Annotated in this window: 20 protein-coding genes; 3 read left to right on the plus strand and 17 right to left on the minus strand. The window is 44.8% G+C overall.

Features of this window, described 5'->3' with window-relative positions:
* Nucleotides 1-12 precede the first annotated feature (12 nt).
* A complete protein-coding gene (locus FPV17_RS10740; RefSeq protein ID WP_246117029.1) occupies nt 13-1,674 on the minus strand; it encodes a sigma-54 interaction domain-containing protein in 1,662 nt (553 codons plus the stop codon).
* Nucleotides 1,675-1,845: 171 nt separating this feature from the next.
* Between FPV17_RS10740 and FPV17_RS10745 the strand changes: the two genes are divergently transcribed.
* Entirely contained in the window at nt 1,846-2,625 is a 780-nt protein-coding gene (locus FPV17_RS10745; protein WP_144558993.1) for a 3-hydroxybutyrate dehydrogenase, read from the plus strand.
* 155 nt (nt 2,626-2,780) lie between these two features.
* On the opposite strand, the gene FPV17_RS22125 is transcribed toward FPV17_RS10745, so the two are convergent.
* From FPV17_RS22125 to FPV17_RS10780, 16 genes are all read right to left on the minus strand, one after another.
* Entirely contained in the window at nt 2,781-3,242 is a 462-nt protein-coding gene (locus tag FPV17_RS22125) for a hypothetical protein (protein ID WP_210244263.1), read from the minus strand.
* On the minus strand, nt 3,239-4,408 hold the full coding sequence (locus tag FPV17_RS22130) for a hypothetical protein (RefSeq protein WP_210244241.1): 1,170 nt from the start codon (nt 4,406-4,408) through the stop codon (nt 3,239-3,241). The genes FPV17_RS22125 and FPV17_RS22130 overlap by 4 nt, the downstream gene beginning before the upstream one ends.
* A 3-nt stretch (nt 4,409-4,411) precedes the next feature.
* A complete protein-coding gene (locus tag FPV17_RS21920) occupies nt 4,412-5,002 on the minus strand; it encodes a hypothetical protein (RefSeq protein ID WP_186370597.1) in 591 nt (196 codons plus the stop codon).
* A gap of 12 nt (nt 5,003-5,014) precedes the next feature.
* Nucleotides 5,015-5,173 carry a hypothetical protein gene (locus FPV17_RS21925; protein WP_186370598.1) on the minus strand — a complete coding sequence of 53 codons (159 nt, stop codon included), beginning with the start codon at nt 5,171-5,173 and terminating at the stop codon, nt 5,015-5,017.
* A 39-nt stretch (nt 5,174-5,212) separates the two neighbouring features.
* Complete coding sequence (locus tag FPV17_RS21930; RefSeq protein WP_186370599.1) at nt 5,213-5,407, minus strand: hypothetical protein; 195 nt, start codon at nt 5,405-5,407, stop codon at nt 5,213-5,215.
* A gap of 66 nt (nt 5,408-5,473) precedes the next feature.
* Entirely contained in the window at nt 5,474-7,162 is a 1,689-nt protein-coding gene (locus FPV17_RS21935; protein WP_186370600.1) for a hypothetical protein, read from the minus strand.
* A gap of 3 nt (nt 7,163-7,165) precedes the next feature.
* Entirely contained in the window at nt 7,166-8,458 is a 1,293-nt protein-coding gene (locus tag FPV17_RS21940; protein ID WP_186370601.1) for a hypothetical protein, read from the minus strand.
* Nucleotides 8,459-8,470: 12 nt separating this feature from the next.
* Complete coding sequence (locus tag FPV17_RS21945) at nt 8,471-8,629, minus strand: hypothetical protein (protein ID WP_186370602.1); 159 nt, start codon at nt 8,627-8,629, stop codon at nt 8,471-8,473.
* 39 nt (nt 8,630-8,668) lie between these two features.
* The gene (locus FPV17_RS21950) at nt 8,669-8,863 is read right to left on the minus strand and encodes a hypothetical protein (protein WP_186370599.1); all 195 of its coding nucleotides are present in this window, start codon (nt 8,861-8,863) and stop codon (nt 8,669-8,671) included.
* A gap of 66 nt (nt 8,864-8,929) precedes the next feature.
* Nucleotides 8,930-10,381, minus strand: coding sequence for a hypothetical protein (locus FPV17_RS22225; RefSeq protein WP_246117030.1), 1,452 nt, complete (start codon nt 10,379-10,381; stop codon nt 8,930-8,932).
* A 322-nt stretch (nt 10,382-10,703) separates the two neighbouring features.
* Nucleotides 10,704-12,065 (minus strand): PTS ascorbate transporter subunit IIC, encoded by a 1,362-nt coding sequence (gene ulaA, locus FPV17_RS10755; RefSeq protein ID WP_144558994.1) that lies wholly within the window; start codon nt 12,063-12,065, stop codon nt 10,704-10,706.
* A 20-nt stretch (nt 12,066-12,085) separates the two neighbouring features.
* On the minus strand, nt 12,086-12,352 hold the full coding sequence (locus FPV17_RS10760) for a PTS sugar transporter subunit IIB (protein ID WP_035397753.1): 267 nt from the start codon (nt 12,350-12,352) through the stop codon (nt 12,086-12,088).
* The gene (locus tag FPV17_RS10765; protein ID WP_144558995.1) at nt 12,349-14,436 is read right to left on the minus strand and encodes a BglG family transcription antiterminator; all 2,088 of its coding nucleotides are present in this window, start codon (nt 14,434-14,436) and stop codon (nt 12,349-12,351) included. Before FPV17_RS10765 ends, FPV17_RS10760 begins: the two co-directional genes overlap by 4 nt.
* Nucleotides 14,437-14,642: 206 nt before the next feature.
* Nucleotides 14,643-15,479 carry a carbohydrate ABC transporter permease gene (locus FPV17_RS10770; RefSeq protein ID WP_052008229.1) on the minus strand — a complete coding sequence of 279 codons (837 nt, stop codon included), beginning with the start codon at nt 15,477-15,479 and terminating at the stop codon, nt 14,643-14,645.
* A complete protein-coding gene (locus FPV17_RS10775; protein ID WP_060706000.1) occupies nt 15,479-16,330 on the minus strand; it encodes a carbohydrate ABC transporter permease in 852 nt (283 codons plus the stop codon). The genes FPV17_RS10770 and FPV17_RS10775 overlap by 1 nt, the downstream gene beginning before the upstream one ends.
* Nucleotides 16,331-16,403: 73 nt before the next feature.
* On the minus strand, nt 16,404-17,672 hold the full coding sequence (locus FPV17_RS10780; protein WP_144558996.1) for an ABC transporter substrate-binding protein: 1,269 nt from the start codon (nt 17,670-17,672) through the stop codon (nt 16,404-16,406).
* 272 nt (nt 17,673-17,944) lie between these two features.
* On the opposite strand from FPV17_RS10780, the gene FPV17_RS10785 reads away from it, so the two are divergent.
* Together FPV17_RS10785 and FPV17_RS10790 are read left to right on the plus strand one after the other, a co-directional pair.
* Nucleotides 17,945-18,982: a LacI family DNA-binding transcriptional regulator gene (locus FPV17_RS10785; RefSeq protein ID WP_060705999.1), complete on the plus strand. Its 1,038-nt coding sequence runs from the start codon at nt 17,945-17,947 to the stop codon at nt 18,980-18,982.
* Between the two features lie 164 nt (nt 18,983-19,146).
* A complete protein-coding gene (locus tag FPV17_RS10790; protein WP_186370603.1) occupies nt 19,147-20,136 on the plus strand; it encodes a Gfo/Idh/MocA family protein in 990 nt (329 codons plus the stop codon).
* Nucleotides 20,137-20,140 lie beyond the last annotated feature (4 nt).

Raw genomic sequence — 20,140 nt, forward strand, 5'->3', positions numbered from 1 at the left:
CGGTTCTGACGTTTATGGCAACTGGTGTTTAGCAAGCTTTTCATAGAGCGTCGTCCGGCCAATGCCAAGATGTTTAGCTGCTTCAGACTTATTGCCTTTTGCATTCTTTAAGCTTTGTACAATTGCTTCTTTTTCCGCATGTTCTAACTGAGTTGCTAAAGGTCGAATGTCCGCACAATGCCCCTGCTTTCGTTTCAATTCTTTTGGGAGGTAAGTTGGTGTAAACCAATCCCCAGGGTTCATTAAAGTTAAAGCGCGTTCCACGATATTTTCTAACTCACGAATATTCCCAGGAAACTGGTAGTTTGTCAACAAATGCATCGTTTGAGAATCAACTCCTTTACTAGTCACCCCCAATATCGCCTCATATTTCGCTAATAGAAAATGAACAAGGTGTTCAATATCTGCCTTGCGGTCACGCAAAGCAGGTATTTTAAGTTCAATTACATTGAGACGATAATACAAATCAAGGCGAAACTCTCCTTTTTCTACAAGTGTTTGAAGTGATTGGTTTGTAGCAGCGACGACCCGTACATCAACTGATTTCGTCGTTAGACCACCTACACGTTCTACTTCTCTTTCCTGAAGAACACGAAGAAGTTTGACTTGCATATGTAGCGGAAGCTCGCCAATTTCATCAAGAAAAATAGTCCCACCGTCCGCCATTTCAAACTTTCCGAGCTTGCCGCCTTTTTTCGCTCCTGTAAATGAGCCCTCTTCATAGCCAAATAACTCAGCTTCAAGTAAGTCGTTCGGAATAGCAGCGCAATTTACTTTTACAAAAACCCCCATAGATCTAGAACTTGCCTGATGTATAGAGTGGGCAAAAAGCTCTTTTCCTGTACCGCTTTCTCCTAGTAAAAGAATAGTTGCCTGTCCTCTTGCGGCCTTCTTCGCCTCTTCTATTACATCTACGAATGCTCTACTTTCTCCAATTAAGTGTTGAAAAGAATAAGATGCTTTATTTCGATCTCGGAATTCACCTTTGTATTTACGGACCTCTTTCTCTAATGCGTTTAATCGACGAAAAAGCGCTGTAAATTGTCCAATGTTTTTAAATAATAACTTTCCAACTGCCCCAACAAGCTTTTCGTCCTGATACATGGGTGTTCGAGTAACGATGATATAATTGTTTCCCACCTTTTGTAGTTGAGCGGTCTCTTCTACTCCTGACTTTGCCACTATGTGCATACGGGTATTTGGAATTACCTCTGTAACATGTTTTCCAATGGACTCAGCCTGATTGATCTCAATAAAATCAGCATATGCTTGTGAAAATACTTGAACATAGCCATCTTTATCAACCATTACCAACCCATCGTATGTATGTTCAATCATATTAAGAAGGTTGCGCTCTTGAGCCTTTTCATTTGAAGCGGTTACATTCTTTGTGATGCTTAAAATATAGAGTATACTTTCTACTCCTTTTATAGATATCGTTTCTTTTTGAACATTTACACTATCCCCCATCTGTTTAATTGCTGCACATATATGAGGAATCCATTCTTTTTCAAAAGAAGAGTGGTTACTTGCTCGGTAGTCATTCAATACTAATAGTTTTTCAGCAACAGTGTTAGAAGCGATCAGCGAAATGTCATTACGGACCACAAAAACAGCTGTCCATTCATGGTCGCTACCGCATTCTAATAAAGTGGCTAATTGTTGACGATCCATCTCTCTCTTCCCTTCTTCTACCTCACTTGTCCCAAAGAGTATACCATACAGCTATCTTTTAAAAGCACAGCCTATAGTTTTTTAGAACCTAAATGTGTATTGGCATAAAATTTGCATGGACACTACAGAGGATCTAGTTACTATATGGACAGTTACTTAGGAGGTAAAAACATGAAGAATAGCGAACAAGTTGTGGTAATTACAGGGGCAGCCAGTGGTATTGGCTTTCAACTTGCTCAAAGTTTTGCATCAAACGGAGCAAAAGTCGTGTTAGCAGATCGTGACGAGACACGCGTCAAACAAGCAGCAGCTCAATTGGTTGCTAAGGGTTATACAGCCCACCCTATTGTTGTCGATGTGACAAAAGAGGAAGATATTAAGCAAATGATTCAATTTACTGTAACACAATGCGGACGTTTAGATGTCTTGGTTAATAATGCAGGGATGCAGCATATTGCTCCTCTTGAACAATATGATACAGAACGCTATCGACTTCTCCTTTCAATTATGCTAGTGGGCCCATTTATGGCTATAAAGCATGCCATGCCTATAATGAAGAAACAAGGGTACGGACGAATTATTAACATGTCCTCTATTAATGGGATAATCGGCTTTGCCGGAAAAGCGGCTTACAATAGTGCTAAACATGGTATTATTGGCTTGTCTAAAGTAGCTGCCCTTGAATCTGCAGAGTGTAACATTACTGTAAACTGTATTGCTCCTGGTTATATAGATACGCCACTCGTACGAGCTCAATTAAAGGATCTAGCCTTTACTCGTAAAGTTGATGAAAAAAGAGTATTAGAAGACGTTATTTATCCACTTGTTCCGCAGAAACGGTTAATCACAGTTGAGGAAGTTGCAAGTATGGCGATTTATCTATGCTCCGAAGCAGCAAAAGGGATAACTGGTCAAACATTGGTTATTGATGGCGGCTACACAGTTCAATAAAACATCGTCACTAAGTAGACGCAGTTTTAATTCTTTAAAAACCATTCCATTCAGCTTTTATAAAAAACCCACAGTATTTTACCGACTACGTAAAAACTGTGGGTTTAAATTTTTTATACAAAGATTTTTTACAATGCCCTATACATAAAACAATTTTACGTAATACGGTGCACAGACCAAATGGTTCCAGCAGGTACAAAAGTACCGATGCTTAAATTAATAGTCAAACCACTTGAAACATAAAACACCCCTAGGACATCACCTGCATTGAGTTGAACGTCTGTAACAAGCGTGACTTCACCACTCCCCAATATAACTCGGAGTGTCAATAATAGTAATATGTTTACATCAAGTATAGGAATTAGTCCTGTAGTGATAGTTGTTGGATTTGGCGAGATTCTTTGAATGGTAAAAGACGGATTAACTCCTGTTCCTATCTGAGCGGCTAATGCAGCCGTTGTTCGGTAATTAATGATTGACTTAATCGAATACCTACCAGTAGCAGGAACTGTATAATTTCCTGTTACCGGATCAAATCCCGTACCTGTATAGAATGGACTATCTGTCGTCCATGCTGTAAGTTGACCAGAAGCACTTATTGTTGCCGAGCTTTTCACAGCAGAAAAACCGAACAATGAAACATTTGGACCAGTAGCCCCAGTAACACCGGTGGCTCCAGTAGGACCTGTAGTACCAGTGGCCCCAGTAACCCCGGTAACGCCAGTAACCCCGGTAACGCCAGTAGCGCCAGTAACCCCCGTAGCACCAGTAGGTCCAGTTGCTCCAGTGACTCCAGTAGCTCCGGTAATGCCAGTGGCCCCAGTAACGCCAGTAACCCCGGTAGCACCTGTAATGCCAGTAACTCCTGTGGCTCCAGTAACACCGGTAACACCCGTAGATCCAGTGGCTCCGGTAACTCCTGTAGCCCCAGTAACTCCTGTAGCTCCGGTAATCCCAGTGGCACCCGTAACACCAGTAGCTCCGGTAACTCCTGTAGCCCCAGTAACTCCTGTAGCTCCGGTAATCCCAGTGGCACCCGTAACGCCAGTAGCGCCAGTAACCCCAGTGGCACCTGTAATGCCAGTAACACCAGTAGCTCCGGTAACTCCTGTAGCCCCAGTAACTCCTGTAGCTCCGGTAATCCCAGTGGCACCCGTAACGCCAGTAGCCCCAGTAACCCCAGTGGCTCCGGTAACGCCAGTAGGACCTGTAACCCCAGTAGCTCCGGTAACTCCTGTAGCCCCAGTAACGCCAGTAGCTCCGGTAGCACCTGTAATGCCAGTAACTCCTGTGGCTCCAGTAACACCGGTAACACCCGTAGATCCAGTGGCTCCGGTAACTCCTGTGGCCCCAGTAACACCTGTAGGACCTGTAATGCCAGTAGCACCAGTAACCCCGGTAACTCCAGTAGCCCCAGTAGGACCAGTAATGCCAGTGGCACCAGTAACCCCGGTAGCCCCAGTAGGACCAGTAATGCCAGTGGTCCCAGTAACACCTGTAGGACCTGTAATGCCAGTAGCACCAGTAACCCCGGTAGCCCCAGTAGGACCAGTAGCTCCAGTAACACCGGTGGCTCCAGTAACACCCGTAACTCCAGTAGCACCAGTAATCCCAGTAACACCGGTGGCTCCAGTAACACCCGTAACTCCAGTAGCTCCAGTAATCCCAGTAACACCGGTGGCTCCAGTAACACCCGTAGCTCCAGTAGCGCCAGTAACCCCTGTAGCTCCGGTAACTCCAGTAGCCCCAGTAGGACCTGTAGGACCAGTAATTCCAGTGACACCAGTTACTCCTGTATCACCAGTAGGACCCGTAGGTCCAGTGGCTCCAGTAGGTCCTGTAACTCCTGTAGCACCAGTAATGCCAGTGGCACCAGTAACACCGGTAACTCCTGTAGCACCAGTAGGACCTGTAGGTCCAGTGACTCCAGTAGGACCAGTAGCTCCTGTGGCCCCAGTAGGACCTGTAACACCGGTAGCACCAGAAACGCCAGAAACGCCAGTAACGCCAGTAGGACCTGTAACCCCAGTAGCTCCGGTAACTCCTGTAGCCCCAGTAACTCCAGTAGCTCCGGTAATCCCAGTGGCACCGGTAACTCCTGTGGCTCCAGTGACTCCAGTGGCTCCGGTAACTCCAGTAACTCCAGTAGCCCCAGTAGGTCCAGTAACACCGGTAACTCCAGTAGCTCCGGTAACCCCAGTAGCACCTGTAGATCCAGTAATACCAGTAGGACCTGTAGCCCCAGTGACACCGGTAACTCCAGTAACACCAGTAACACCGGTAACTCCTGTAGCTCCAGTAATGCCAGTAGCTCCGGTAATCCCAGTGGCACCCGTAACGCCAGTAGCCCCAGTGGCTCCGGTAACTCCAGTAACACCTGTAACTCCTGTTACTCCAGTAACCCCAGTGACACCGGTAGCACCAGTAACCCCTGTAGATCCCGTAACTCCAGTAGGACCTGTAACCCCAGTAGCACCTGTAACTCCTGTAGCCCCAGTAACTCCAGTAGCTCCGGTAATCCCAGTGGCACCTGTAATGCCAGTAACACCAGTAGGACCTGTAGGTCCAGTGGCTCCGGTAACTCCTGTTACTCCAGTAGCCCCAGTAACACCGGTAACGCCAGTAGCGCCAGTAGCCCCAGTGGCTCCGGTAACGCCAGTAGGACCTGTAACCCCAGTAGCTCCGGTAATCCCAGTGGCTCCGGTAACGCCAGTAGCCCCAGTGGCTCCGGTAACGCCAGTAGGACCTGTAACCCCAGTAGCTCCGGTAATCCCAGTGGCACCCGTAACGCCAGTAGCGCCAGTAGCTCCAGTAGGACCTGTAGGTCCAGTGGCTCCGGTAACTCCTGTTACTCCAGTAGCTCCGGTAATCCCAGTGGCTCCGGTAACACCAGTAGCCCCAGTAGCACCTGTAATGCCAGTGGACCCAGTAACACCTGTAGCCCCAGTAACTCCAGTAGCTCCGGTAATCCCAGTGGCACCCGTAACACCAGTAGGACCAGTAGGTCCAGTAACCCCGGTAGCACCTGTAGATCCTGTAATGCCAGTAGGTCCTGTAACACCTGTAGCCCCAGTAACGCCAGTAGGACCAGTAACGCCAGTGGCTCCAGTGGTACCAGTAACCCCGGTAGCCCCAGTAACACCAGTTGCTCCAGTGACTCCGGTAACTCCTGTAACACCAGTAGCCCCAGTAATGCCAGTGGCTCCGGTAACTCCAGTAGGTCCAGTAACCCCCGTAGGTCCAGTGGCTCCAGTAGCACCAGTAACCCCGGTAACTCCTGTAACCCCAGTAACTCCTGTAACCCCAGTAGCCCCAGTAATGCCAGTGGCTCCGGTAACTCCAGTAGGTCCAGTGACTCCTGTGGCCCCAGTAACGCCAGTAACTCCTGTGACACCAGTAGTACCTGTAATGCCAGTGGCTCCGGTAACGCCAGTAGGACCTGTAACCCCAGTAGCTCCGGTAACTCCTGTAGCCCCAGTAACTCCAGTAGCTCCGGTAATCCCAGTGGCACCGGTAACTCCTGTGGCTCCAGTGACTCCAGTGGCTCCGGTAACTCCAGTAACTCCAGTAGCCCCAGTAACGCCAGTAGCTCCGGTAATCCCAGTGGCTCCGGTAACGCCAGTAGCCCCAGTAGGTCCAGTAACACCGGTAACTCCAGTAGCTCCGGTAACCCCAGTAGCACCTGTAGATCCAGTAATACCAGTAGGACCTGTAGCCCCAGTGACACCGGTAACTCCAGTAACACCAGTAACACCGGTAACCCCAGTAACACCGGTAACCCCAGTAACCCCAGTAGCTCCAGTAGCACCTGTAATGCCAGTGGACCCAGTAACACCGGTAACCCCAGTAACCCCAGTAGCTCCAGTAGCACCTGTAATGCCAGTGGACCCAGTAACACCTGTAGCCCCAGTAGCCCCAGTAGCACCTGTAATGCCAGTGGACCCAGTAACCCCGGTAGCACCAGTAGGTCCAGTAGGTCCAGTAGGTCCAGTAGGTCCAGTAGCCCCAGTAGCTCCTGTAGCACCTGTAGATCCTGTAATGCCAGTGGCACCAGTAACACCAGTAGCCCCAGTAGCCCCAGTAGCACCTGTAATGCCAGTGGACCCAGTAACACCTGTAGCCCCAGTAGCCCCAGTAGCACCTGTAATGCCAGTGAACCCAGTAACCCCGGTAGCACCAGTAGGTCCAGTAGCTCCAGTAACACCGGTGGCTCCAGTAACACCCGTAACTCCAGTAGCTCCAGTAGCTCCAGTAATCCCAGTAACACCGGTGGCTCCAGTAACACCGGTGGCTCCAGTAACACCCGTAGCTCCAGTAGCGCCAGTAACCCCAGTAGGACCTGTAGGTCCAGTGACTCCAGTGGCTCCGGTAACTCCAGTAACTCCAGTAGCCCCAGTAACACCGGTAACTCCAGTAACACCAGTGACCCCAGTGACCCCAGTAGCACCAGTGACCCCAGTAACCCCGGTAGCACCTGTAGATCCTGTAATGCCAGTAGCTCCAGTAGGACCTGTAGCCCCAGTAATTCCAGTGACACCAGTTACTCCTGTATCACCAGTAGGACCCGTAGGTCCAGTGGCTCCAGTAGGTCCTGTAACTCCTGTAGCCCCAGTAATGCCAGTGGCACCAGTAACACCGGTAACTCCTGTAGCCCCAGTAACACCGGTGGCTCCAGTGACTCCAGTAGGACCAGTAGCTCCTGTGACACCAGAAACGCCAGTAGCTCCAGTAGGACCTGTAACACCGGTAGCACCGGTAACTCCAGTAGCACCTGTAATGCCAGTGGCCCCAGTAACACCCGTAGAACCAGTAACCCCGGTAGCACCAGTAACGCCAGTAACACCAGTAACACCCGTAACTCCAGTAACTCCAGTAGGTCCAGTAGCCCCAGTAGCCCCAGTAGGTCCAGTAGCCCCAGTGGCTCCAGTAACCCCAGTAACTCCAGTAACCCCAGTGACCCCAGTAGCACCAGTACCCCCAGTAGCTCCTGTAACTCCAGTAACACCAGTGACCCCAGTAACACCGGTAGCTCCGGTAACTCCTGTAACACCAGTAGCCCCAGTAGCACCTGTAATGCCAGTGGACCCAGTAACACCTGTAGCCCCAGTAGCCCCAGTAGGTCCAGTAGCCCCAGTAGGACCTGTAGGTCCAGTGACTCCAGTGGCTCCGGTAACTCCAGTAGCTCCTGTGATACCAGTAACCCCAGTAACCCCTGTAGCCCCAGTGGCACCTGTAGATCCTGTAATGCCAGTAGCCCCAGTAATGCCAGTGGCCCCAGTAACACCGGTAGCACCAGTAGGTCCAGTAGCTCCAGTAGCTCCAGTAACACCGGTGGCTCCAGTAACACCCGTAACTCCAGTAGCTCCAGTAACGCCAGTAGGTCCAGTGACTCCAGTAGCTCCAGTAACGCCAGTAGGTCCAGTGACTCCAGTAGCTCCAGTAATTCCAGTAACACCGGTGGCTCCAGTAACACCCGTAGCTCCAGTAGCGCCAGTAACCCCGGTAGCCCCAGTAGGACCAGTAACCCCAGTAGCGCCAGTAACTCCAGTAGGACCAGTAACCCCAGTAGGTCCAGTAACACCCGCAACTCCAGTAGCGCCAGTGGCACCAGTAGCCCCAGTAATGCCAGTAGCTCCGGTAACTCCAGTAACCCCAGTAACACCTGTAGGTCCAGTGGCTCCAGTAGGACCTGTAACTCCAGTAGAACCAGTAACTCCAGTAGGTCCAGTAACACCGGTAACTCCTGTAGCTCCAGTAATGCCAGTAGCTCCGGTAATCCCAGTGGCACCCGTAACGCCAGTAGCCCCAGTGGCTCCGGTAACTCCAGTAACACCTGTAACTCCTGTTACTCCAGTAACCCCAGTGACACCGGTAGCACCAGTAACCCCTGTAGATCCCGTAACTCCAGTAGGATCTGTAACCCCAGTAGCACCTGTAACTCCTGTAGCCCCAGTAACTCCAGTAGCTCCGGTAATCCCAGTGGCACCTGTAATGCCAGTAACACCAGTAGGACCTGTAGGTCCAGTGGCTCCGGTAACTCCTGTTACTCCAGTAGCCCCAGTAACACCGGTAACGCCAGTAGCGCCAGTAGCCCCAGTGGCTCCGGTAACGCCAGTAGGACCTGTAACCCCAGTAGCTCCGGTAATCCCAGTGGCTCCGGTAACGCCAGTAGCCCCAGTGGCTCCGGTAACGCCAGTAGGACCTGTAACCCCAGTAGCTCCGGTAATCCCAGTGGCACCCGTAACGCCAGTAGCGCCAGTAGCTCCAGTAGGACCTGTAGGTCCAGTGGCTCCGGTAACTCCTGTTACTCCAGTAGCTCCGGTAATCCCAGTGGCTCCGGTAACGCCAGTAGCCCCAGTGGCTCCGGTAACGCCAGTAGGACCTGTAACCCCAGTAGCTCCGGTAACGCCTGTAGCCCCAGTAACTCCAGTAGCTCCGGTAATCCCAGTGGCACCCGTAACACCAGTAGGACCAGTAGGTCCAGTAACACCGGTAGCACCTGTAGATCCTGTAATGCCAGTAGGTCCTGTAACACCTGTAGCCCCAGTAACGCCAGTAGGACCAGTAACGCCAGTGGCTCCAGTGGTACCAGTAACCCCGGTAGCCCCAGTAACACCAGTTGCTCCAGTGACTCCGGTAACTCCTGTAACACCAGTAGCCCCAGTAATGCCAGTGGCTCCGGTAACTCCAGTAGGTCCAGTAACCCCCGTAGGTCCAGTGGCTCCAGTAGCACCAGTAACCCCGGTAACTCCTGTAACCCCAGTAACTCCTGTAACCCCAGTAGCCCCAGTAATGCCAGTGGCTCCGGTAACTCCAGTAGGTCCAGTGACTCCTGTGGACCCAGTAACGCCAGTAACTCCTGTGACACCAGTAGTACCTGTAATGCCAGTGGCTCCGGTAACGCCAGTAGGACCTGTAACCCCAGTAGCTCCGGTAACTCCTGTAGCCCCAGTAACTCCAGTAGCTCCGGTAATCCCAGTGGCACCGGTAACTCCTGTGGCTCCAGTGGCTCCGGTAACTCCAGTAACTCCAGTAACTCCAGTAGCCCCAGTAACGCCAGTAGCTCCGGTAATCCCAGTGGCTCCGGTAACGCCAGTAGCCCCAGTAGGTCCAGTAACACCGGTAACTCCAGTAGCTCCGGTAACCCCAGTAGCACCTGTAGATCCAGTAATACCAGTAGGACCTGTAGCCCCAGTGACACCGGTAACTCCTGTAACACCTGTAGCCCCAGTAACGCCAGTAGGACCAGTAACGCCAGTGGCTCCAGTGGTACCAGTAACCCCGGTAGCCCCAGTAACACCAGTTGCTCCAGTGACTCCGGTAACTCCTGTAACCCCAGTAGCCCCAGTAATGCCAGTGGCTCCGGTAACTCCAGTAGGTCCAGTAACCCCCGTAGGTCCAGTGGCTCCAGTAGCACCAGTAACCCCGGTAACTCCTGTAACCCCAGTAACTCCTGTAACCCCAGTAGCCCCAGTAATGCCAGTGGCACCGGTAACTCCAGTAGGTCCAGTGACTCCTGTGGCCCCAGTAACGCCAGTAACTCCTGTGACACCAGTAGTACCTGTAATGCCAGTGGCTCCTGTAGCCCCAGTAACGCCAGTAACTCCTGTGACACCAGTAGTACCTGTAATGCCAGTGGCTCCTGTAGCCCCAGTAGGACCAGTAACCCCAGTAACACCAGTGACTCCAGTGGCACCAGTAACTCCAGTCGCATCGTTACAATACCTACAATAGGTGCTGAATAAAGATCCTCCATTGGTTGCTGTTCTATTAAATTGGGCAATGCTTGAATTTATACAATAGTTAGATTTAGATATTCTTCTCATCATAAACAGCCCTTATATAGATATATTTTTATATGTAGGAAAAAAAGGCTTACTAAATGTTATTCAAAAGTTATGTAATTGTGTATTGTTTGAAATGAAGTTCCTACGATTTTAAGTTTTTAGGGCTAATAAAGAATGTAGCCCTCTTAATAAAAAGTATATTTTCTTGCGAAGTTAAATACGAAAAGCCCAGATAATTTCATATCTGGGCTTGAATCTGAACGATTATATTGTAAAAAAGAGAAGGCCACTTTAAGAGTGGTCTGTCCTAGTTGGTTTTTTTCTCGTTTTTATTCCAATTAAGAAGAATGCTGCAATAACTGCTAAGACGATAACGGTAAATGCAATAGTCGAGTTTAGTTGTTGGCTAAGTATGCCAAGTGCAATTCCTACTACTCCAAAGTCTGAATCACCAAACGTTGTACTTTGGAATCCAAGATCACCGAGGACAGGTAATAATAGAGCTGGTAAGAAACTAATAAAAACTCCGTTTACCATAGCCCCAATAATTGCTCCGCGTCTTCCACCAGTAGCATTCCCGAAAACCCCAGCTGCTGCACCTGTAAAGAAATGAGGTACTAGCCCTGGTACTATTACTGCTAAACCAAAGAGTGGTAGAAACATCATACTTATTAAACCAGCAGCGAAACTAAACAAAAACCCTATAATAACAGCGTTGTTTGCAAATGGGAAAACAGCTGGTGCATCAAGTGCTGGCTTGGCATTTGGCACAATTTTGTCGGCAATCCCTTTAAAAGCAGGGACAATTTCTCCGAGCAACATTCTAACACCTGTAAGAATAATGTAAACGCCAGCAGCAAAGGCTAAAGCTTGCATAAGAGAAAACACAAGAAAGTTTTGTCCGCCACTCAACTGTGATTCAATGAATTCACTTCCCGTAAATAATGAAACGACAAGGAATAAAATGATCATCGTTAAGGATACTGCAACAGTGGTATCTCTTAAGAATCCAAGTGATTTAGGTACTTTTATTTCTTCTGTTGATTTTTCTTTATTGCCAAACCATTTTCCGATCGTTGCAGAAGCGTAATAGCCGAATGAACCAAAATGGCCAACAGCAATATCATCAGAACCTGTGATCTCACGAGTGAATGGTTGAAGCATAGCCGGCAGAAGCACCATTAGTGATCCTAGAATGATAGCGCCAAGTACGACCATTGGTACTCCAGCCATACCAGCAGTAGTTAAAATAACGGCTATTAAGCAAGCCATAAACATGATGTGGTGTCCAGTTAAAAAGATGTACTTAAAGGGTGTAATACGAGCAAAAAGAATATTTGCCATCATACCGAATAACATAATCATCGCTGTTTCAGTCCCAAATGCATCTTGCGCGATGGCAACAATTACTTCGTTATTTGGTATGACACCGTTTACATTGAACGCATGATTAAACATCGCACTAAATTGATCTAATGATTGTGTAATGACCATGGCACCTGCTCCTAAAATAACAAAGCCCAGTACGGTTTTTAAGGTTCCTGACACTACATCGGCAACTGCTTTTCTCTGAGCAAGTAAGCCGATGAGTGCAAAAAGACCAACGAGTAGTTCAGGAGTGCCTAAGAGATCATTCATGATGAAATCAATCATTGGTGACGACCTCCTTTAACTTATACATTTTGATTTAGTACTTCTCGTAATTCGTTTTTATCAAGTAAGTTTTTTAGTCCCACTACGTTTCGTGAACCATCCCTTAAATTTGAAACAATCTCTTCTGATCCAATATATACATCTGCGTTTTCTGTTTTAGCTGTTGTTAAGTCCGTGTGGGACACATCTGCTTGTTTATCTAAATCCTTTAGAATTTGCTTTGCATTCATTTCAACAATCATTGAACTTCCTAGTCCATTTCCACATACGACTAATACTTTTTTCATTGTTCTTGTCCTCCTTCATTCTCCTTGTGAAGAATGGTTTCAATTTGTGAAGCTGATGTACTTGCCAAGATCTCTTGAACGTTCTCCTGTTCTGAAAGCAACTCTGAGAGTTGGGATAACGCTTTAAGATGAGTCTCATTATCGATTGCCGCTAAAACAATGATTATTTGTGCATTGTGCTTGGCCTCATTAGAAAAAGAAACAGGTTCATTTAGTTTCAACATACTAATTCCAAGCTTTTTAACGCCCTCTTCTGGTCTTGCGTGCGGCATCGCAATAGATGGCGCGATTACAATATAAGGGCCGTTTGTTGTTACATTGTGAATCATGGCATCAATATAGGACTCATCAATATATTCGTTTCGCAATAGCGGCTGAGCAGCTATTGTAATTGCTTCCTGCCAAGAAGAAACGTTTGGCTGGACCTGAATCATGCTCTTGTCTACTATCTCCTGTAACATCGGTTTATACACCTCAAGTCTCAATCTAGATGGACGAAAGAATGGTTCTAATTGACGAATTAGCGCATTTCGATCGTGTATATCAGCATTTTTCTCAATAATTTGCAGAACGCTTTCAAAATCAGACTGCTTTAAGCGTTCAGGATCCATAAAGCTTTGTAACTCACGGAAGATATGTGCCTTTTCGTGATCTCCAAGAATTGCAGGAACATAAATGATTGGAATGAGAGAATCGCTTATAAAGGTTGTAGAAAATGCGAGATCTACTTTCCTATCGTACTTATTAAACATACGTACCGGAATATACGTAAGAAATTCTATCTCGGGTAATAAGACTTCCAATTGCGAGAAAAGCATCGACGAAGCAGCAATTCCATTCTCACAAATCACAACCGCCTTATATGCTTTTTTTCGATTTTCCCTTTTTCGGTTAATCCATCCCCCAAAGTGCATTGCAATAAGCGCAACTTCTTCGCTTGGAATTGGTCGCTTCATGTACTCTTCGAGAGGTTTTAAAGCTTGTTCAGTCAATGTATAGATTTCTTTAAGCTGGTGTTCAATTAATGGTAAATACCGATGATTGAGTTGTTCATTATATTTTAATCTGTAATAGGCCGGTTTAATGTGTGCTACTAAATTCTTGTATAAGCGGTCTTTTTCTTGAAAATTAACCCCACTATGATATTCAAAGCGTTCAATGATCTCTTTCGTTAACGTAAGCACATCAGTTTGTTCATCTTGTCGATCCCGGGTATGAATATCCGTCACCCGTGAGCTTAACAGCCGAATCACAAATAAAATGCACTCAGGTTGCTTCAATAAACGAAAGCCTTGATGAGCAAGACGTTCAGACATTTGTTCTACAACCTTGTAAGCCTGTGAATGAAGAAGTACTTGCTGTTCCTCTACTTCTATCCATAGCTTGTTAATTGATCGATAAGACAAAAAAAGAATTGATAGCTTTAAAGACATTGCTACTTGTTCATTAAATGTTAGTGATAACGTTTGCTCCAGACGTTCAATTTCTTTACGAAGCCGTTGTTCTATATTGTCTATTTGAGGTTCCACTAGATTAAAAAGCAACGTTTTTACTTCATTAAGCTCCTCACCAGCAATAACATAGACAACCGTTTGAATCACTCGCCATATATCAGAATCAGCTCCGTCTATACGATAACCATCTTGTTTCGAACGAATCAGTTCAACCTGATACTCATTAAACAGCCTTGAAACGGCAGTTAGATCTTTAAACAATGTTCCGCGACTCACTTGAACGAGATCCATCAATGCTTGAGCCGTTGTATTTGTTGGCCTGAGCAATAAACTGGCTGCAATGATGTAGTGCCGTTCTAGTTGAGTGAATCGATAATCCCATTGATTTTTTAACGCGATTAAATTAGCTAACCTAGTCTTCGTGTCAAAAGATAAAGATATACCTTTACGATATTCGCGTTGGATTGGATGTACTTGATTTTCTAACAACCAATAATCAATTTCATTAAAATCATTATAAAGTGTACGTTTTGACACGCCGAGACGGGCTGCTAATTCAGCCGGATCGATCGGTGTTTTTGCAGAGTGTAGATAGGATAAAATGGTTATGCGTCGTTGATCAAGAACCACAAAGATTGCTCCTTACAGAATATAATTTTGCACATTATCTCATAACCTAAATGGAGTATAAACGGAAACAATCAAAGTGTTAATACGTTTTACCGAACAATAAGCGTACAATTCAATTGTGAAAAACTATACGCAGGTTCATGTAGTACTATTATGGACAAAAAAGAGAATAACATGAATGGTTATTCTCTAAAAAACAGATGAGTTTATTTTAAAGCACTACCTAGCATGCCCGAAATAAAGTGCTTTTGCATGGCGAGGAAAAAAATAAGAATTGGAACGGTTGCTATTGTGATCCCCATCATCACTTGACCGTAATCCGTATACGATACCCCACTTAACGTTGAAAGCGCTACTGGGAACGTATACATATCTGGTGTCCGAATGGCGATAAGCGGCCACATAAAATTGTTCCATTGAAACATAAATAGGAAAATCGATGTTGCAGCTAAAGCTGGTTTCATTGATGGTAACACAATTTGCATAAAAATACGCCATTCCCCTGCACCATCTAAGCGTGCTGATTCTAATAACTCTGTGGGAAAAGATAGAAAGTTTTGTCTCATAAGAAAAATGGCGAATGGGTAACAAAGTTGTGGCGCAATTAATGCAAAATACGTATTCAATAAATTGAAATTTGCCATCATCTGAAATAAAGGAATTAACGTAGCTTGATACGGTATCATCATTGATAGTAAAAAGACTGTGAAGATAACATTTCTTCCTTTAAATGAAAATTTTGCAAATGCATAAGCGGCTGTCGTACTAATCGCTAACGCAAGCACGACATACAAACCTGCTACGAATAGTGAATTAAATAATACTCGCCAAATGCCGACATTATTATCTAAATTTCTTAGATTCTCCATAAAATGACTACCAGGTATAAAAGTCGGTGGACTCGCAAACATGGAAGAAGATGGATTCGTTGCACCGATAAACATCCAATAAAATGGAAATACTGAAATAATTAAAAAGACGAGTAAAAAACCATACATACTTACTTTGCCTAACAAATGTTTCCGTCCAGTTTTTGTTTTCATTATTTATCACCTGTTACTTTAAATTGAATAATAGATAAAACCGCCACAAGCATCACAACTACATAGGCTACTGCACTTGCATAGTTAAAATCGAAATATTCAAATCCATTTTCATAAATGTACAAGCCTAAAGTCATTGTTGAGTTAGCTGGACCTCCACCTGTAAGGTTAAAGGGTTCATCAAATAACTGAAGTGTGCCGATTGTTGATAGAATTCCCGTAAACAAAATGACTGGTTTTAAACTTGGAATTGTGATGGAAAAGAACTGCCTTATCTTCCCTGCGCCATCCATTTTAGCTGCTTCATACATCTCATGGGGAATATTTTGTAAAGCAGCGAGGTAGATAATCATGTTATAACCTGTCCATCGCCATGTCATAGCAAGTACAATGGAAATCTTAGCCCAAGTTCCATCTGTTAACCATGGAATAGCAGACATTCCGAAATTTGTAATCAGTTCATTTATAAGCCCATTATCTTGTAATAGAACTGAAAATAATAATGAATAGGCAACTAACGACGTGACGGCTGGTAAAAAGAACGATACTCGAAAGAAGCCCTTTAAACGCAACAGTTGACTATTTAACACATTTGCCAAGATCATTGATAAAAGTAGCATGAATGGCACTTGTAAAATGAAAATGATAAATGTATTTACGAGTGCCGTCTGAAAGATCGAATCATGAATCAGTCGTATGTAATTGTCAAATCCAGTAAAGACATAGCTACCACCTTCGAATTTTTGAAAGCTAAGTACGATGGAAGCGACAATTGGATAAGCTGTAAAAAGTAAAAATAAAATAACCGCTGGTGCTAAAAATACATAGGGGGTTGCCTTAGATCGGTTCATGACACAGCCCTCTTTCTTTAAAATCGGTGAAGCAACGTACATAACTTCACCGATTCTGTTTTTATAAAATTACTTAATTCATTCTGTTTTGTAACTGTTGCTCGGCTCGTGTCATCACATCTGTTACATCGGCTCCATTCGCGGCATCAGACTGCGCCGTTTCTGTTTCGTCTCGAGCGATGGAATAATTACCTGTATAATTTACAGAAGGAATATCATCCATCATACTAGCGAAGAGCTCCCAAATAGCTTGATCTCCGAAGTAACTAATTGGAGAAGTGAATAGATCATTGTCATAAATCGTATTAAGAGAAGGAAACAGTCCGTTCTCCATTGCAGTTAGCTGAACATCATCAGAAGTAGAAAAATATTCCATAAAATCATAAGCAAGGTCAGGATTAGCCGTTTGTGCTGAGATCATGTAATTGCTTCCTCCTAAGTTAGAAGCCCGGTTGCCGCCAGCTTCCATTGCCGGTAGTGGGAAAACTCCCCATTGTCCTTCTAAATCTGGCGCCTGCTCTGTTAACGAACCTGTTAACCATGCCCCGGTTGGTGCTGTAGCAACAGTACCATTGGCCAAGCCTGTTAACCATGCATCCCAACCTACTAAATTTTCATTCAACCCTTCTTGATGTAAGCGCTGAATGACTTCCATCGCTTTTATCGACTCATCGGACGCGAGAGCAACTTCTTCATTCTCATCAAAATAAAATGTGCCTTGCTGATTTAACATCATACGGTAGACACCATCATCATTACTGATGTCAATACCAGTTAACGCAACATCCAATTCGTCTCGCAATGTATGACCAGCTTCAATAAAATCATCCCATGTTTCAATTTCGTCTGCATTAATACCAGCTTCTTCAAACAAGTCTGTTCGATAAAATATACCAGCTGGACCCGCATCAAAAGGAAAACCATACACTCCGCCGTCGACGGTTAGTAATTCCGTTTTAAAGGCAGGAAATTTGTCATTGTGAGCTTCTTCAAAATCATACTCAGAAATGTCTAAAAAAGCGTCTTTAAAATTTGAAAGATACCCTTGAACTCGATCATCTTCAACAAGCATAATATCAGGTAAGCCTTCTCCGTTTGCCTGAAGTCCAGTTGTAATTCGCTGATAAACATCTGGTGTTCCTACTTCAATAATCTCCAGGTCAAAATCTGGATGATCTTCTGCGAATTGAGCAGCTGCTTCTTCAAGTACAGGGATATTAATATTCCAAGCCCACGCGGTTAGTGTTTGATCATCTGATGTTCCGTTACTCCCTGACCCTCCACAAGCGGATAAAGAAACAAGCGCTACTAGTGATGATGCATATAATAAAGTTTTTTTCATGTTCATGCTCCTCTCAATATGTATGATGCGGTCGTGCATTTTGGTATCGCTTACAATTACAGGCTTACCTACTCTTTTTTTGAACTATTTAAGAATTCAACCGAAAGAAACCGGTTTCAGTTAACTTTAAAAAAGAAACTCTTTTTTGTCAACAAGCAATTTTCACTTTCTGTTTTTTTCGTAATAAATGAAAAAATGAAGCTTCACTTTGACTACACTCGAAAACAATTCTATACTTCTAATAGAAAAATGAGAAAGGGAAGCGATAACGAATGTTGAAGAAAGACGGTGTGACAATTTACCGGATTGCCAAAGAAGCAAATGTTTCGCCTGCCACTGTATCAAGGGTTTTAACTGGAAGCGCAAATGTTAGAGAACCAGCTAAATCTAGAGTCTTAGCGTTAATTAATAAATACAATTTCAAGCCAAATGTAATGGCACAAAGTTTATATTTAAAACAATCAAAAATGCTAGGCATTATTCTTCCAGATATTGATCACCCCTTCTATTCGATGATTGTTAAAGAGCTTGAGAGGCAAGCCCTTGAAAAAGGTTATACGTGTTTATTGTGCAATTCCATGCAAAATTTCTCTATTGAGCAAGCTTATTTAGACAATCTGATTTCACGCCAAGTTGACGGGATTGTTTTTCTAGGAGGTCGAATTAATCAAACCCACCCTACAGAAGAACTTCGAGCAGGAATGATTGACGCACTAAAACATGTCCCTATTGTTTTTGTTAATGGCAAAATGGAAGGGGTAGACGCTCATACAATACGAACAGATGAAGCCAGTGGTGTTCGGCGTTTACTTGAACTACTTGCTCACCACGGTCATCGAGAGATTGGCTTATTAGGGGGTGAGGTTGGGGTTTCATCCACAGATGAAAAGGTGAGTGTTTTCCTAGAAACCATGAAAGAAAAAGGATTAATCTTTAAAGAAGATTGGATTCATAGTAGCGGTTATAGTATAGAGGCTGGAGAAAAAGATGCGACACACCTCATTCACCTTGACGATAGACCAACAGCTGTCTTATGTATGAATGATTTTGTTGCGATTGGAGCCATAAAACGGTTCAGAAAGTTTGGATTAAAAGTTCCTGGTGATATTTCTGTAACGGGCTTTGATGATACGTATTTAGCTGAACACTTCCCTCCTGGTGTGACGTCGGTTAATCACAATTACCAAAAGCTAGCGAAAAAAACCATAGAGACATTGGTTGGTTTGATTGCACATGAAGAACAACAAAAAGAAGCGATTATCCCAACATATGTGACAGTAAGAAATTCTTGTGAAGAATGGCAACACTAGCTACTTTTCGATGCGTTACCATTCTTCGCACCTTATTTTCGAAAAAATACTTTTAAAAGATTGACAAAAGTTCAAAATCGATATACCTTTATTTGAAACCGGTTTCTTTTTGAGGAGTACTTTTTTAGAAACGATACATAGTTCGTTAAAGGAGATGAATGATTATGTCAAAACAATTAACTTGGGGCATTCTTGGAACCGCTACCATCGCAAAACAATCAATGATTCCTGGTATTTTGGAATCCAGTACAGGATCTATTGGAGCAATAGCAAGTCGATCTCTTGATAAAGCGCAAGCTTTCGCTTCGGAATTCTCCATCCCAACAGCATATGGATCATATGAAGAATTAGTTGCCGATCCTTCTATAGACGCGGTATACATTCCGCTACCAAATCATCTACATAAAGAATGGGTAATCCGGTCCGCTGAAGCAAAAAAACATGTATTATGCGAGAAACCAATTTCATTGAATCGATTAGAACTTGAGGAAATGAAACGTGTATGTGAAGAAAATGGCGTGTTATTACTTGATGCCTTTATGTATCGGTACCAAGAACGCTACACACAGATTAAAAACCACATTAAGAATGGTGATATTGGCGAACTAAGAGGAATTAGAAGCTCCTTCTCGTTTAATAATGCTGGGGCACTTGATAACTTTCGCATGAAGAAGGAATTCGGTGGAGGTAGTTTATACGATATTGGTGTATATCCACTTAGTTTGGCACGTATGATTTTCGAAGAAGAACCAGAGGCCATTACGGTTCACTCTTTTTCTCCAGATTCCCATAACGGTGTCGACATGTCAGCAGCAGGGTTAGTTGAGTTTAACAATGGACGCTTTCTAACTTTTGATTGTGGCATGTGGGCAGCCTACCGCAATGACGCTGAACTACTTGGCTCAACAGGTCGCATTCTTATTCCCGATCCTTTTACTGGTGGTTTAGAAGGATTTCAGCTTATTCAAGGAAGTGAAACGCGTCAAATTGATGTAGAAGATACTAACCATTATGCAAAGCAAGCTGATTATTTCGCTCACGTCGTATGGGGTGAAACGGCCAATCGCTTTGGCGTTGAGGATTCTCTTGCAAATATGCGTTTACTTGATGGAGCGCTTGAATCACAAGAAAAACGAGAAAGAGTGGTGTTGTAAGACA

The organism is Shouchella miscanthi (assembly GCF_007725405.1).
Taxonomy (GTDB): domain Bacteria; phylum Bacillota; class Bacilli; order Bacillales; family Bacillaceae_D; genus Shouchella; species Shouchella hunanensis.